This is a genomic window from Parvibaculum sp., from assembly GCF_030694575.1.
Taxonomy (GTDB): Bacteria; Pseudomonadota; Alphaproteobacteria; order Parvibaculales; family Parvibaculaceae; genus Parvibaculum.
In genome coordinates, this window is the sequence record NZ_JAUYUS010000057.1 from 18,170 (window position 1) to 33,125 (window position 14,956).

Below are 14,956 nucleotides of genomic sequence, written 5' to 3' on the forward strand. Positions count from 1 at the left end.
GGAGGAAGGGCCGGGACCCCGAAAAGCTCCGCCCGAAGCGCAACCCGGGAATCGCCCTTGCCGTCTCGCTCCACCCTCAACTGGCTTATGCTGGGCGCCCTCGTCGTGCTCTGGGGCTCCGCCTTTGCCTTCGCCAAGCTCGCCGTGGAAACCGTGGCGCCGGAATGGACCATGGCCGGGCGGCTGGCGGCGGCGGCCCTGCTTCTGCTGCCAGTGGCGGCACTTGCCCGGGAACACTTCCCGAGAAGTGCACGGAGCTGGGGCTGGCTCGCGGCACTGGCGCTGGTCGGCAATATCGCGCCCTTCTTCACAATAAGCTGGGGCCAGCAACATATTTCCTCGGCGCTGGCCGGCATCCTGATCGGCTTCACGCCGCTCGCGACGCTTCTCATCGCGCGGATTTTCATTGCGGAGGAACGCATCACGCCGCTCCGGCTCGCGGGCTTCGTTACCGGATTTGCCGGTCTCGTCATCGTGATCGGACCGGGAGCGCTGATGGACCTGAATTTCGGCGACAAGCTTTTCGCTCAACTTGCGGTAGTGGCGGGCGCCCTCTTCTTCGCCTGCAACAATGTGCTGGCGCGGCTTGCGCCCGATATGCCGCTGCTGGCGAAATCCTCCGGGGTGATGCTCGCGGGCGCACTTGCCGGCACGGCCATTTCCGCGACGATGACGCCGCCGACAGAATTGCTGGAAGCCAGTACCGCATCGCTGCTCGGCCTTGCCGGGCTCGGCATCTTCGCCACCGGACTTGCCGCCGTCGTCTTCTTCAAGCTGATAGACCGCACCGGCCCGACCTTCGTGTCGCTGACGAACTACCTCGTGCCGGTCTTCGCGGCGGTGGCGGGCTATTTCATCTTCGGCGAGGAACTGCGGGCGAGCGTGCTGCTTGGCCTCATCCTCATTCTCGCGGGCATCGCGGTGAGTGAGTGGAAACGCTACGGCGGCTAGACTACCAATGCAACGCCGACGCTGACCACCATGAAAAGCGAGGCAAAAACCGCAATTGTCCGCATCACACATGGATCGCGGACAAAGAGCCGGATCGCATCGCCGCCCATGCCCCAAAGCGATGTCGCCATCATCATCAAAACCATGCTGATCGCGACAAGCGCAATTGCCTGCGGTGCATAGGGCACATCCGGCGCGACGAAGGCGGTGAACACCATGACCGTCTGCACATAGGCCTTGGGATTGACCGGATGAAGTGCGACGCCCGCCCAGAAGGACGGGGCGGTATCATGCGCGGGGCCGCCAAAGCCCGCGCGGGCGAGCCGCCATGCGAGCCAGCAGATATAGGCGAAGCCGAAAAGTTTCAGCGCGAAGAAAACCTCCGGCAGCGTAACCAGCAGCGCGCCCAGGCCAAGTGCGCCCGCGACGATGACGAAGAATCCGCCGAGCCACACACCGAAGAGATAAGGCAGCGCACGGCCGAGGCCGAGCGAGGTGCCAACCGAGAGAAGGCTGAGATTGGCGGGACCGGGCGTGAAGCTCATGGTGGCGACGAAGACCGCGCCGAGGGCCAGTGTTTCTAGGGGCATGATGTAACCGGAAAGGGAATGAACCCGGAGAGATCAGAAGGCAATCTCCGCCTTCATGTAATCGGCACAGCGGCCGCGAATGATGACGCGCTCGCCCGCATCGGTACACCAGAGCGTACCGCCGCGCTTCGATACCTGACGTGCGACGAGATCGCTCTTGCCGAGCTTCTTCGCCCAGTAGGGAACGCTGGTGCAATGCGCCGAACCCGTGACAGGGTCTTCGTCGATACCATGCGACGGGGCGAAAAAGCGCGAGACGAAATCGACGCCGTCGCTTCCCGGCGCGGTTGCGATGAGCCCGGCATTGAGCGGCGCGAGCAGGCGGCCGAGCGCCGGAAAGTCGGGCTTCAGGGCGGCGACCTCTTCCGCGCTGTCGAAGACGGCCATGAGGTTCGATGTCTTCAGCCACAGAAGCGGCTTCGCCCCGAGCGCCTCGGCGACGCCGTCCGGCGCGGGCAAGGGCTTCGGCTTCGCGGCGGGGCAATCCATCGCGAGCTTGCCGCCTTCACGCTTCACGACCAGCGTGCCGCTGCGCGTCTCGAAACGGATCTCAGGCTTGGCGTAGCCGAGATGCGAAAAAAGCACATGGGCGGAGGCGAGCGTCGCGTGGCCGCAGAGATCGACTTCGACCGTGGGCGTGAACCACCGCAGGCGATAGCCCTCTCCTTCCGGCGCGAAAAAGGCCGTCTCGGCGAGATTGTTCTCAGCCGCTATCGCCTGCATCAGATCGTCGGCGGGCCATGCGTCCAGCGGCACGATAGCCGCCGGGTTGCCTTCGAACACCCGATCCGCAAAGGCATCGACCTGATAGAGAACCGCTTTCATTCCCGTCTCCAAAGAATTGTATCGATACAATTTGAAGAGCCAGACGGAAAAACCGCCTGAATATCGATATTGTCACCGTTACAGGAACATGATTGAGTGCAGAGACAGGTTCAATGAGTTTATTGTTACCATGACAATTTCCATCTTCGACGCCGCTGACATCGCCGCCCGCCCCGGGCCCCGCTACCGCGCCATCGCGGATGCGCTCAGGGATGCCGTGAAGATGGGAGCGGTGGCGCCCGGCACCAAGCTGCCGCCACTGCGCGATCTCGCCTATGAACTCGGCGTGACGGTCGGCACCGTCTCCCGCGCCTATGCGCTGGCGGCGGCGCGCGGCGAAGTTTCCGGCGAAGTCGGACGCGGCACTTATGTGCTCGGCGGGCGCGCCGCGCGAGGCCAGGCCTCCGGCGTCGGCTCGGCGGCCTTCCTCACCATGCCGGAGACGACGCAGGTCGCCATGAAGGCGGCGCTGGCGCCGCCCGCCGGACAAACGGAAATCATCGGCGCTGCCCTTGCCGGGCTGATTTCGGACATGCCGACGCTGACAGGCCCGTCGCTTTTCAATACCTATCTCGAACCCGGAGGCTGCGCGCGCCATCGTGCGGCGGCGGCAAAATGGCTCACCCATAGCGATTTCGCTCCGCAGGCGGATGAGCTGATTATCTGTTCGGGAACGCAGCAAGCAATTCTTGCCGCGATGTTCGCGGCAACGGAACCGGGCGACATAATTCTCGCCGAGGCGCTCACCTATCAGGCAATGGTGAACCAGGCTGCATTGATGGGTCTGATGGGCCGGCGCGTGGCCCCTGTCGACATAGACGGTGAAGGGATCGAGCCTCAAGCGCTGGCGCGGGCGGCAGGCGAAATGAAACCGGCCGCGCTGTTCATCGTGCCGACGCTGCATAACCCGACCGGCGCCATCATGAGCGAGAAGCGGCGGCGCGAGATTGCTGAAATCGCGACGCGCCACGACTTCGCGATCATCGAGGACGACATCTATAGCGCGCTGGTAAAGGACCGCCCCCTGCCCGTAGCGCATTTTGCTCCGGACCACACTTACTACGCGACAAGCCTCTCGAAATCCGTCGGCTGCGGCATCCGCATCGGCTTCCTGAAACCGCCGCTCGCCATGCTCGAGCGGACGCGTGCGATACAGCATGGCTTCGGCCAGACGGTACCGCCTTTGATGGCGGAACTTGCCACAAGGCTGATCGAAAGCGGCGATGCAGCGGCGCTGACGGGAAAGCTCCGCGAGGAAATGCAGACGCGGCACGAGATGACGGCGGAAGCCTTGACCGGCCATGAACTCGCCGCGCACCCGGCGTCGCTCTATGTCTGGCTGGCGCTGCCCGACATCTGGCGGGCGCATGCTTTCGTGGACGCGGCCCGCGCGCGCGGCCTCGCCATCGCGGCGGGCGAGGATTTCATGGTGGGAAGAATGGACAGGGCCTCGCGCCATGTGCGGCTCGCCATCGGCCAGCCTCAGACAAGGGCGGAACTTGCCGCCGGTCTCGCAACCGTCGCCGAATTGCTGGCGACGGGCCCCATATCGAGCCCGCTAGTGGCGTGAAACGGGCTCGTCGTCTTCCTCGACGGCAATGCCATCGTCGAGGGCAGCAAGGAAGTTGAGCGGCCCGTGGCCCTTGCCGAAACCCGGCGCGGTACGGATCGCCTCATGCACATAATCGCGCGCCGCCTCGACCGCCGCCGTCAACTCCACGCCTTGCGCAAGAAGCGCGGCGATGGCGGAGGCAAGTGCGCAGCCGGTGCCGTGTGTGTGGCGCGTATCGATACGCGGCGAAGAAAAAATCTGAAGCGTCTCCTGCGTTGCCAGCACATCGAAAAGGATGTTGCCCGGCAAATGTCCGCCCTTGAGAAGGACGGCCTCGCAACCGAGCCCGAGCAGCGCGTCAGCGGCCGCCTTCTGACTTTCGATATCGACGATCTTGCGGCCGGTGAGCACTTCCGCTTCCGGCACATTGGGCGTGATGAGCGTGGCGAGCGGGATCAGCACTTGCTTGAGCGCGGAGACGGCGGACCCTTCGAGAAGCGACGCACCGCCCTTCGCGATCATGACAGGATCGACGACGAGCACGCCGGGCGCGTTTTCCTCGGAGAGCTGCGCGGCAACGGCTTCGACGATCTCGGCGCTGTGCAGCATGCCGGTCTTCACCGCGTCGGCGCCTATGTCTTCAAGAACGGCCTTCATTTGCGCCACGACGATATCCACCGGCACTTCATGGATGCCGTGAACGCCGAGCGTGTTCTGGACGGTGATCGCCGTGACGGCAGTCATCGCGAAGCCGCCCATGGCGGTGACGCTCTTGATGTCGGCCTGTATGCCCGCGCCGCCACCCGAATCCGAACCCGCAACGATGAGAACGCGGCCTTGAGGAAGAGAAATCATGAAAATGAACCCGAGCTAATGCGGCCGAAAATCAGGCTGCATTATGCTCGATCACGGCGGCAATGTCGTTGACGACGGAAGTAACGAGTTTTTCGTCGTCGCCCTCGCCCATCACCCGGATAAGGGGCTCGGTGCCGGATTTGCGGATGACGAGGCGGCCCGTTTTGCCGAGACGGGATTCGCCTTCGCGGATTGCCTCCTGCACGTCCTTGTCCTTCAAGGGCTCACCGCGCTTGAAACGGACATTCTTGAGAAGCTGCGGCAACGGATCGAAGAGGTGACAGATTTCGCTGATCGGCCGGTCGCCCGCCTTCAAAACCGCAAGAACCTGCAACGCCGCGATGAGACCGTCGCCTGTGGTCGAGAAATCCTTCAGCACGATATGGCCGGACTGCTCGCCGCCGACATTGTAGCCGTGCTCGCGCATATGCTCGACGACATAGCGGTCGCCGACCTGCGTGCGCACGAGATCGAGGCCGAGCGTGCCGAGATAGCGTTCGAGGCCCAGATTGGACATGACGGTCGCGACGACACCGGGCGCCGACAGCGTACCCATTTCCTTCCAGTGATGGGCGATAAGGCCCATGATCTGGTCGCCATCGACGATCTTGCCGCGTTCGTCCGCAATGATGACGCGGTCGGCATCGCCATCGAGGGCGATGCCGATGTCGGCACGACGCTCGCGCACGGCAGCGCACATGCGCTCCGGCGCCGTAGAGCCGCATTCCTCGTTGATGTTGAAGCCGTTCGGCTCGGTCCCGACGGTCACGACCTCCGCGCCAAGCTCCCAAAGCACTTCGGGCGCCACCTTGTAGGCGGCGCCATTGGCGCAGTCGATGACGATGCGCAAGCCTTCCAGCGTCTGCTGCTTGGGGAAGGTGTGCTTCACATGCTCGATATAGCGCGCCTGCGCATCCTCGATGCGCTTCGCGCGGCCGAGATCGCGGGGCCCGGCAAGATTGTCGGCAAGCCCGTTGTCCATGTGGTGCTCGATCGCGAGTTCCACTTCATCGGAAAGCTTGAAGCCGTCCGGTCCGAACAGCTTGATGCCGTTGTCCTGAAACGAATTATGGGAGGCGGAGATCATCACGCCGAGATCGGCGCGGAGCGAGCGCGTCAGCATGGCGACAGCGGGCGTGGGCAAGGGACCGAACAGGAAGACGTCCATGCCCATCGAGGTGAAACCGGCGGTGAGCGCGGGCTCGAGCATATAGCCCGACAGGCGCGTGTCCTTGCCGATCACCACTCGGTGGCGATGCTCGCCGCGACGAAATACGCGGCCAGCCGCCATCCCGACGCGAAGCGCCGTTTCCGCGGTCATGTGGCCGGTATTGGCAGTGCCCCGGATGCCATCGGTGCCGAAATACTTGCGCGGCATGAAGTGAACTGTCCTCGCGCCTTGTCTTGGTCTGTGTCTCACGCTGACCTGCCAATTGCCCCCACGGCCCCGGCACGCCTCCCCTAACGACACTCTTATCCGAACTATATGTGGCGAATATAGGATTCTATGCGCCTGTTGCAGTTAAAGTTTTCTTGCGAAATCTTTCATTGGCGTCCCGCCTCGACACATGCCGCGACAGAAAGGGCGTCCGCAAGCGGCCGAGGCTCATGGGTTCGGATGAAATCGGCACCCCGCAGGGCGGCCAGAAGCTCCGCCGCGAGCGTCGCCGCACCCGCTTCGCCGGCTGCCCGGCCCGTGACGGCCCGAAGGAAGGACTTGCGGGATACGGAGACGAAGAGCGGCAGGTCGAACCGCGCCTTGATCTCGCCGAGCCGGGCCAGAACCTCGAAAGAGGTTTCCGGGGTCGGCCCGAGAAAAAAGCCCATGCCCGGATCGAGTACGATACGGGAACGCTCAACCCCTGCCCGCTCCAGAGCGGCAATTCGCCCGGCAAAGAACCGGCAGATATGCTCGACAATATCGCCTTCGGGTGCCGAGCGGCGGTCCGCGTTGCCCATTTCCTGGATCGAATGCATCAGGACGAGCCGTGCTTTCGAAGCCGCGAGCGCGGGATAAAATCGCTCATCGGCAAATCCGTGAATGTCGTTCAGCCACGCCGCCCCATGCGCCAGCGCATAGGCCTGCGTCTCGGCGTGGAAGCTGTCGACGGAGAGAGGCACCTCGTTAGCGGAGAGCGCCTCGATGACCGGCCCAAGACGACGAATCTCCTCCGCCGGGGAGACCGGGACCGCATCCGGATTGGACGAAGCGGGGCCGAGATCGATCACATCCGCGCCGTCGCCGACCAGCTCTCGTGCATGGGCGATAGCGGCGGCTGGATCGAAATATTTTCCGCCGTCGGAAAAGGAGTCCGGCGTGATGTTGACGATGCCGAAGATGCGCGGGCGCTGGAACATGCGTGGTCTTCTAGCACAGGCCCCGCGAGGCGGCGAGACTGAGACCTAGAAATCCGAAGGGAGGACCGCGTCCGGGCCGACACCCATGACACCTCGCACGAGCTGTTCGATCAAAGCATCGAGCTCGCGGCGGCTCGCGCCCGCGAACTGCATCAGCGCCACCGTGTGGCCACCGCCGAGATAGATACGGGCAGCCGCCCGCGCGTTGAGCGTCGCCGGGAGCAGCCCCTCCCGCTTGCCGCGCGCAAAGACCTTCTGCGCAATGCCATGCAGGTTTTCAAGGACTTCCATATAGCGCGGCCAGACATCCGCGCGGACACCCGTGCTCCAGTCGAGCCAGACCTTGAGCATATCCGGCTTTTCGCGCGCATCGGCGGCGAAGCGAATCGGCAACATCACCAGCGCGTCGTGAACGGTTTTCGGTCCGCCGAGCGACGTCGATACGATATCGACGAGATAGGTCTCGACCTCGTCAAGGACGGCGGAAACAAGGTCTTCGCGCGTCCGGAAATAGGAATGGACGGCGGAAACGGAGACGCCTGCCCGCTCCGCGACATGGGAATGGGTGGCCCGCGCGACCCCGTGCTCGGCCAGCGCCCCAAGGGCACAATGCAGGAGCTGGGCCCGGCGGGCTTCCGGCTGGAGCCTTGTCCGGGGTACTGCGGCGGCTCTCGTCACATATCTCTCCTTCGGGAATCGGCGGCTTTCCGCGCCACAGTATAGCCGGAGCGGCAGAACCGTGGGAGCGGGATGAGTTGTTTCGACCCATATTGACTCTCGGCACCATAGCTATTGATAATATACTCAATAGTGAGACCCGAGAGACATCGAGTTCATTGCCGGGAGGAACCGCCATGACCGCTATTGCTTCCGCCGCTGCGCCGGCCGGGATCGAAGATCCCTATGCGCTATCCCTCGACCAGATCGACGTGAGCAGGCCCGAACTTTACGAGCGCAATATGGAGGGCGCGTATTTCGCGCGACTGAGACGCGAAGACCCTGTGCATTTCTGCGCCGACAGCGCCTACGGCCCTTATTGGTCGATCACAAAATACAAGGACATCATGGCGGTCGATACGAACCACCAGGTGTTCTCCTCGGAGGCCGGGCTCGGCGGCATCATCATTGAGGACGGCATCCAGAAAAGCAGCGGCGAAGGTTCGATCGATCTGCCCAACTTCATCGCCATGGACCCGCCGAAGCATGACGACCAACGGAAAGCCGTAAGCCCCATCGTCGCGCCCGCGAACCTTGCAAAGCTTGAAGGGACGATCCGCGAGCGCGTCGGTCGCGTGCTCGACAGTCTGCCCGTCGGCGAAGAATTCGACTGGGTGTCGGCCGTTTCCATCGAGCTGACGACGCAAATGCTGGCGACCCTGTTCGATTTTCCGTTCGAGGAACGCTCAAAGCTCACCCGCTGGTCGGACGTTGCAACGGCCGAACCGGGCAGCGGTATCGTCGACAGTTGGGAGCAGCGCACGAGCGAGCTCATGGAATGCGCCGAATGCTTCCAGGGTCTCTGGAACGAGCGCCTGGAGAAACCGGGCATGGACCTCGTTTCCATGCTGGCGCATTCCCCCGCGACCCACGACATGACCCCGCAGAATTACCTGGGCAATGTGCTGCTGCTCATCGTCGGCGGCAACGACACGACACGCAACTCCATGACGGGCGGCGTACTCGCGCTCGACAAGAACCCGAAGGAGCGCGAGAAGTTGTACGACAATCCCGCCCTCATCGACAGCATGGTGCCGGAGATCATCCGCTGGCAGACGCCGCTCGCGCATATGCGCCGCACCGCAATTTCCGACGCGGAACTCGGCGGCAAGACCATCCGCAAAGGCGACAAGGTGGTGATGTGGTACGTCTCGGGCAACCGCGACGAGGAAGCGATTGCCCAACCGGACGACTTCATCATCGATCGGGAACGCCCGCGCCAGCATCTCTCCTTCGGCTTCGGCGTTCACCGCTGTGTCGGCAATCGCCTCGCCGAAATGCAGTTGAAGATTCTCTGGGAAGAGATCCTGAACCGCTTCAGCCGCATCGAGGTCACGGGCGAGCCCGTCCGCACACGCTCCAACTTCGTACGCGGCTATGCAAGCATGCCGGTGCGGCTGCACGTCTGAGGAAACAACATATGCCTCTCATCAAATATATCGAAGCGAATGGAACGGAATATGCCGTGGAGGCCGAAAGCGGCATCTCGGCGATGGAAGCCGCGGTGAAGAACAACGTGCCCGGCATCGACGGCGATTGCGGCGGCGCGGCCGCCTGCGCCACCTGCCACGTCTATGTCGATCCGGATTGGATCGGGAAGACAGGCCCGGCGGCGGAGGGCCTGGAGAAGAGCATGCTCGAATTCGCCGAAGACGTGCATGAGAACAGCCGCCTCGCCTGCCAGATCACGCTTAACGACGCACTTAACGGACTGGTCCTGAAGCTGCCGGAGAAGCAGCACTAACGGCATCGGGAGACGCCAGACAAGGAAAAGGGAGGCCGCGAGGCCCAGCCGTTCGGGTAACTGGTGGTTTAATGGGGAACACTATGGCTACATAGTGTTTGTAGCCGTAAGGATCTCTACTGTTGGTTGTGTGAAGCCCTAGAAACTAGTGGTTGCTAAGGGGGTAAGGGGTTAAGGACGTTCAATTTGAGGCTCTGCCAAGGTTTTCTGGGTCACCGCCTCAAACCTTGATACCTTTATCGGTTCGACCTATATTTTTGCTTGAGACGCGACCCAAGAGATTGGGCTGCCTTCGTTCCGAGGCCCACGCGAAAGCGTGGGCTTTCGCGCTTCTTACATAATCCTTTTCCTGGTTCTATGTGGGTATGCGCCGCGCCTGTCTCTGACCATTCTTGATATTGCTGTTATTTACCAAGTGTTTAGATCTATTTTCCATGGCGGCCGTTACCGCGTTTCTCTTGACTTTTGCTCTTGCCACTGCCATGTTGTTTCTACCGGTGCAGATCGACTGAGGCTTTGTGGAGCCTATTTTAGGTAGCAAAGCTGATAGCACTGGGGTCGTTGAGCGCATGCGTTCAATCACTTGCCTAGAGCTGTGGGCCGAAAGGTTTGACATTAGTCGAGGAATTACTCGGGGGAGACGAAAGTCTCCCCCTTATTTTTTGGAGCAAGATCTCTCCTCTGGCCAACGGGACATTGGAAACTGTTTTTAGTCGCTCGGCTGAAGCATGCGACTCTAAAAATAACGCTCTCCATTCCATGTAAGCTCTGCGACCTTTCCAAATGGCATATTTTTAATGATGCCGACTCTCTCTCCTCGCGGATATGCGCTTTCTACATATAAGTCGAGAGGTAGGAGTTCGTCTCTCAAATTCTCATGCGGCTTCTTCAGGGTAAAGAAGCAGCAGTATCTTTGTTGCGCACCGTGCTCCGGCGATATGTAGATTTGGAATGTGTGCCAATTTCTCTTGGTAGTAGTGAGACCGACAGATGTTCCTGGCTTTTTGATTAGGCCGTCGATGATACCAACAAGCATTGATGTGCATGAGTGTCTCTCGGGACAGAAAACCCTCAGTGGATTTTCGCCGACCGTCACGTCGTCATCGGCTTTGATATCAGGTAATTTAATTTCACGCGAAATACAATGATCGCTGAAGCGAACCCTGACACTAAAAGTAACTGTAGTGTCTTCTCGGGTTCTCCAAGCGAAAGTCTTAAACGACTGCCTAAGATGGCCAAGCTCAAAAATTTCTCCACGATAGGAAATGTCCCGAATATCCATGAGCGCCCACAAAAAATAGAATGCTCAAAAGTATATACGACCAATCGTTCTCCATTTCACTCTCTCTTTGGTGTCCAGTAAATGATGTCCTCAAATCTAACGGGCCCCTTCGCCAGACCGAACTTCACCGCCGGCGTGCTCTTGCCGTCTTTCGTGCGGACGTAGTTCGTATAGACACGGAATATCTCAAGCATCTGTAGAACCCGCTTCGGGTCGTAGGCGTGATAGCCGCTCCAGAGACGGCTGGCATTCGAGCGCGTGGGGATGGGGCGCTCCAGATAATTGATTTTCCTCCGCAGGCGCATGAAATAGTTGTCCACCGGCGCAAGCGTCGCGCCTGCCAGCGTCCATCCGATACGCTCCGGAGTCTTGTTGCCGGTATTGGTCAGATAGAGAATACGGCGCATCGGCTCGTTTATCGTGCTGCGGGGGTGAGATATCCAGCGCTTGCGCCAGTCGGGTTCGCCTGAAACGGCCGCCGCATACTCATTCGCCATGAATTTCACGATTGCCGCCTGCTCCGTATCGCCGGAAGCGAGCGCGAGCGAGGCAACGACCTTGTTGGACTTGCGCATCAGGTCCTTCTTCTCATCGATGGTCATCTGCTTCTGGAACTGGACATAGGCCATTTCGGCTTCTTCCATCAGAATCTTCGGTGCGAAGGCGGAGATGAAGGCGGCGCGGAGGACTTCGTCCTGGTCGCAGTAGATGGTTGCGTATCTGGCGCCCGAGACGAAGCGGCGAACCAGCCTGGCATGCGCATAGGCCGTGTAATCGAGATGCGTCATCACACCATCGGGCGACAACTGATTTTTCCTGCCAGGCAAGTCCGGACGCTCCGGGTCAGGCAAGGCGTTCTCCCAACGGCTCTTCGCGGCAATCAGTTCGTCCACCGTCATTTCTTCGCCATCGAAATTCGGACGAATATCCGTTCTCGATTTTCCGGCCATCCGCTCGAATTCGGCATTGAGCCAATATTGCGATTGGGCCCGGAAGTAGCTTCGCCTGTCGGGTGCGAAATCGCCATTTACGGCCGCGGCGTCTTCGACCTCGGTCTGGTTTATATCGGGGTCGAAGTTGAGGTGATGACCGAGCACATATCCGCTATCGGCTTCCACCGTACAAATAGCGGTGAGCTGAATGTTTTTCCGGGCTGACTTGCTGCGCCAGTTTATCATGTAGTCCTGCCGGTCGACGCAGAGCCGCACGCGCTTTCTCTCGATGCGATGGGCACGGCTCTCGCGCTCGCCGGCGAACCCTCGGCACTGGCGATAGAGAAAGTCGAGCTTGTCATAAACGGCCGCCGCCGAAAGACCCGTTACTTCCATGATGCCGCGGAGCGGCTTCTTCGACACGACTTCGGCAAAGACAGTGCGATTGAAATGCGGCACCTTCTGCCGCACCGTCGACTTAATCGTTACCGAGAAGGTTCTCCGGCAGGCCTTACATCTGAACCGCTGGGCCCCGCCGCGGCTTCCCTGCGAGACATAGGCTTCCGGACGGGAATACACGCCGGCGCCGGCGTTCTCGCAGCCCGGCGCCTGGCACGATGGCTCTGGCCGCGGCTCCAGATAGGCGGAGATGCGAGACAGCTCCGCGGCGATTGCCGCATTGCTCTTGATTGAGTGTGTTCGAAGGCACCGCTTACATTTGAGGAAGCTGTCCGGCGCCAACTTCGCTTCACCGGTCAGAACATAGTCATCCCGTACTGCCGCCGTGCCCGACGATGGGCGACCTCTGGGAACGAATGGCCTTGCCGGATTGCCGAAATTCGAACAGGTGGGATTGCGGCAGGAATTGACCTGGATATCCCGGAAAGCGCCGGGAATCCGGGGCATACCAGATGTTGATTTCCGTCCCTGCCCGGCCATTCTGCCTCACGAAGATTTCTTCGCGATCCAATGAAAAGCGGGACAGCCGCCAAGTGGCTGTCCCGCCTGTCACTTTAGACAGAGTTTCAGGATTGTTCTACCTGAAACCACCAGTTACCCGAACGGCTGGGCCGCGAGGCCTCCCTTTTTTTCTTTGGACTTGGTCTGCCGGACCGACTCCCTAGGTGCCCTGCGGGGCCGGCGGAGCACCCAGCGGGCCGTCGCTGGGTTTGCTGCCGGTGACGGGTACGGACGAGGTCGGGCCTTCGACCGGCTTTGCGGGTTCGCCACGGTCACGCACGGGCGGCTCTCCCTTAAGCAGATTGATGATCTCGTCGCCCGAAAGCGTCTCATATTCGAGGAGACCTTTCGCAATCGTGTGAAGCTCATCGATATGGTCCGTCAGAACCTGCTTGGCGGTGTTGTAGCCGCCTTCGACGATCACCCGGACTTCGGAGTCGATCAGGCGTTGCGTCTCTTCCGACATGTTCTGCTGGCGCGCCACGGAGTGGCCGAGGAAAACTTCTTCCTCGTTTTCGCCATAGGCGAGAGGCCCGAGCTTGTCGCTCATGCCCCACCGCGTGACCATGGCCTTCGCCATCTTGGTCGCCATCGCGATGTCAGAGGATGCACCGGACGTCACCTTGCCGTGACCGAAGATCAACTCCTCGGCGATACGCCCGCCCATCGCAACCGCGAGGTCGGCCTGGAGTTTTTCGCGCGTGACCGAAATCTGGTCCCGTTCCGGCAGACGCATGACCATGCCAAGCGCACGGCCGCGCGGAATTATGGTCGCCTTGTGGATCGGATCGGAAGCCGGCATGTGCAGCGCGACAAGCGCGTGACCGCCTTCGTGATAGGCCGTCAGCTTCTTCTCTTCTTCCGTCATGACCATGGAGCGGCGTTCCGCACCCATCATGACCTTGTCCTTCGCGTCCTCGAACTCCGCCATGGTGACGAGGCGCTTGCCGCGGCGCGCAGCCATGAGCGCAGCCTCATTGACGAGGTTCGCGAGGTCGGCGCCCGAGAAGCCGGGGGTTCCGCGCGCAATCGTGCGCGGCTCGACATCCGGCGCCAGCGGCACCTTCTTCATGTGGACCTTGAGGATCTTTTCGCGGCCGACGACATCCGGGTTCGGCACGACGACCTGGCGGTCGAAACGGCCCGGACGCAACAGCGCGGGATCGAGCACGTCGGGGCGGTTGGTCGCCGCGATGAGAATGATGCCCTCATTCGGCTCGAAACCGTCCATCTCGACAAGCAACTGGTTTAGCGTCTGCTCGCGCTCATCATTGCCACCACCGAGACCGGCGCCACGATGACGGCCGACGGCGTCGATTTCGTCGATGAAGATGATGCAGGGCGCGTTCTTCTTCGCCTGCTCGAACATGTCGCGCACACGGGATGCACCAACGCCCACGAACATCTCGACGAAGTCGGAACCGGAAATCGTGAAGAAGGGAACATTCGCCTCGCCCGCGATGGCGCGTGCAAGAAGCGTCTTGCCCGTGCCGGGAGGACCAACGAGCAAAACGCCCTTGGGAATGCGCCCACCGAGGCGCTGGAACTTCGCCGGATCGCGCAGGAAGTCGACGATCTCGGTGAGGTCGTCCTTCGCTTCGTCGATACCCGCGACGTCATCGAACATCACGCGGCCATGCCGTTCGGTCAGCAGCTTCGCCTTGGACTTGCCGAAGCCCATGGCCTTGCCGCCCCCGCCCTGCATCTGGCGCATGAAGAAAATCCACACTGCGATGAGAAGCAGCATCGGAAACCAGGAGACGAGCACACCAAGAAGCGAGGGTACGTTTTCGTCCGTCGGCTTCGCGGTGATGGCGACGCCCTTGTTATAGAGCCGGTCGACTAGCGACGGGTCCGAAGGCGCATAGGTGGAGAACTTGCGGCCATCCGAGTAGGTGCCGGTAATCTTTTCGCCCTGAATGGTCACGTCGCTGACGCTGCCGGAGTCCACGTCGGACAAGAGGCGCGAGAACGTGATGTCAGTACCGGAGCCGTCCTGCGGCGCCGGGCTCTGGAACAGATTGAAAAGGGCGATCAGCAACAGCGCGCCCAGCACCCACACAGCAAAATTCTTGAAATTGGACAAGGTTCTTACCTTTTCTCACCTGAGGACAGGTATCGCTTTGCAGGGTGCGTGCCAGCTTGCCCCCGCTTCTCGACCGTTTCTAATCTAGAAGAACATAGTGAGCA

Annotated in this window: 12 protein-coding genes; 4 read left to right on the top strand and 8 right to left on the bottom strand. The window is 61.2% G+C overall.

All coding sequences use genetic code 11. The annotated features are described in order from the left end of the window. Positions 1-57: 57 nt before the first annotated feature. Positions 58-951 carry a DMT family transporter gene (locus Q8S60_RS08520; protein ID WP_305326078.1) on the top strand — a complete coding sequence of 298 codons (894 nt, stop codon included), beginning with the start codon at positions 58-60 and terminating at the stop codon, positions 949-951. Here Q8S60_RS08520 and Q8S60_RS08525 read toward each other — a convergent pair. Both Q8S60_RS08525 and Q8S60_RS08530 read right to left on the bottom strand, forming a co-directional pair. Next, positions 948-1,541: a LysE family translocator gene (locus Q8S60_RS08525; protein ID WP_305326079.1), complete on the bottom strand. Its 594-nt coding sequence runs from the start codon at positions 1,539-1,541 to the stop codon at positions 948-950. The genes Q8S60_RS08520 and Q8S60_RS08525 overlap by 4 nt on opposite strands. A 33-nt stretch (positions 1,542-1,574) precedes the next feature. Beyond that, positions 1,575-2,366: a PhzF family phenazine biosynthesis protein gene (locus Q8S60_RS08530; protein WP_305326080.1), complete on the bottom strand. Its 792-nt coding sequence runs from the start codon at positions 2,364-2,366 to the stop codon at positions 1,575-1,577. Between the two features lie 130 nt (positions 2,367-2,496). Between Q8S60_RS08530 and Q8S60_RS08535 the strand changes: the two genes are divergently transcribed. Further along, entirely contained in the window at positions 2,497-3,936 is a 1,440-nt protein-coding gene (locus Q8S60_RS08535; protein ID WP_305326081.1) for a PLP-dependent aminotransferase family protein, read from the top strand. Here Q8S60_RS08535 and thiD read toward each other — a convergent pair. The 4 genes from thiD to Q8S60_RS08555 all read right to left on the bottom strand — a co-directional run bounded on the left by thiD (position 3,925) and on the right by Q8S60_RS08555 (position 7,809). Next, positions 3,925-4,773 carry a bifunctional hydroxymethylpyrimidine kinase/phosphomethylpyrimidine kinase gene (gene thiD, locus Q8S60_RS08540; RefSeq protein WP_305326082.1) on the bottom strand — a complete coding sequence of 283 codons (849 nt, stop codon included), beginning with the start codon at positions 4,771-4,773 and terminating at the stop codon, positions 3,925-3,927. The genes Q8S60_RS08535 and thiD overlap by 12 nt on opposite strands. 31 nt (positions 4,774-4,804) lie before the next feature. Then, positions 4,805-6,151: a phosphoglucosamine mutase gene (gene glmM / locus Q8S60_RS08545; protein WP_305326083.1), complete on the bottom strand. Its 1,347-nt coding sequence runs from the start codon at positions 6,149-6,151 to the stop codon at positions 4,805-4,807. A gap of 167 nt (positions 6,152-6,318) precedes the next feature. Beyond that, complete coding sequence (gene folP, locus Q8S60_RS08550; RefSeq protein WP_305326084.1) at positions 6,319-7,131, bottom strand: dihydropteroate synthase; 813 nt, start codon at positions 7,129-7,131, stop codon at positions 6,319-6,321. Positions 7,132-7,176: 45 nt separating this feature from the next. Then, complete coding sequence (locus tag Q8S60_RS08555; RefSeq protein WP_305326085.1) at positions 7,177-7,809, bottom strand: TetR/AcrR family transcriptional regulator; 633 nt, start codon at positions 7,807-7,809, stop codon at positions 7,177-7,179. A gap of 176 nt (positions 7,810-7,985) precedes the next feature. Here Q8S60_RS08555 and Q8S60_RS08560 point away from each other — a divergent pair, with 176 nt between their 5' ends. Both Q8S60_RS08560 and Q8S60_RS08565 read left to right on the top strand, forming a co-directional pair. Continuing rightward, positions 7,986-9,257: a cytochrome P450 gene (locus tag Q8S60_RS08560; RefSeq protein WP_305326086.1), complete on the top strand. Its 1,272-nt coding sequence runs from the start codon at positions 7,986-7,988 to the stop codon at positions 9,255-9,257. A gap of 11 nt (positions 9,258-9,268) precedes the next feature. Then, a complete protein-coding gene (locus Q8S60_RS08565) occupies positions 9,269-9,592 on the top strand; it encodes a 2Fe-2S iron-sulfur cluster-binding protein (protein ID WP_305326087.1) in 324 nt (107 codons plus the stop codon). 1,338 nt (positions 9,593-10,930) lie between these two features. Here Q8S60_RS08565 and Q8S60_RS08570 read toward each other — a convergent pair. Continuing rightward, entirely contained in the window at positions 10,931-12,277 is a 1,347-nt protein-coding gene (locus Q8S60_RS08570; protein WP_305668481.1) for a hypothetical protein, read from the bottom strand. A 649-nt stretch (positions 12,278-12,926) separates the two neighbouring features. Further along, positions 12,927-14,852 carry an ATP-dependent zinc metalloprotease FtsH gene (gene ftsH, locus Q8S60_RS08575; protein WP_305326088.1) on the bottom strand — a complete coding sequence of 642 codons (1,926 nt, stop codon included), beginning with the start codon at positions 14,850-14,852 and terminating at the stop codon, positions 12,927-12,929. Between the last annotated feature and the right edge of the window lie 104 nt (positions 14,853-14,956).

Excerpts from the sequence above, each read along its gene's own strand:
- Q8S60_RS08525 (WP_305326079.1), bottom strand. The coding sequence starts at position 1,541 with ATGCCCCTAGAAACACTGGCCCTCGGCGCGGTCTTCGTCGCCACCATG.
- Q8S60_RS08530 (WP_305326080.1), bottom strand. The coding sequence starts at position 2,366 with ATGAAAGCGGTTCTCTATCAGGTCGATGCCTTTGCGGATCGGGTGTTC.
- Q8S60_RS08535 (WP_305326081.1), top strand. The coding sequence starts at position 2,497 with ATGACAATTTCCATCTTCGACGCCGCTGACATCGCCGCCCGCCCCGGG.
- thiD (WP_305326082.1), bottom strand. The coding sequence starts at position 4,773 with ATGATTTCTCTTCCTCAAGGCCGCGTTCTCATCGTTGCGGGTTCGGAT.
- glmM (WP_305326083.1), bottom strand. The coding sequence starts at position 6,151 with ATGCCGCGCAAGTATTTCGGCACCGATGGCATCCGGGGCACTGCCAAT.
- folP (WP_305326084.1), bottom strand. The coding sequence starts at position 7,131 with ATGTTCCAGCGCCCGCGCATCTTCGGCATCGTCAACATCACGCCGGAC.
- Q8S60_RS08560 (WP_305326086.1), top strand. The coding sequence starts at position 7,986 with ATGACCGCTATTGCTTCCGCCGCTGCGCCGGCCGGGATCGAAGATCCC.
- Q8S60_RS08565 (WP_305326087.1), top strand. The coding sequence starts at position 9,269 with ATGCCTCTCATCAAATATATCGAAGCGAATGGAACGGAATATGCCGTG.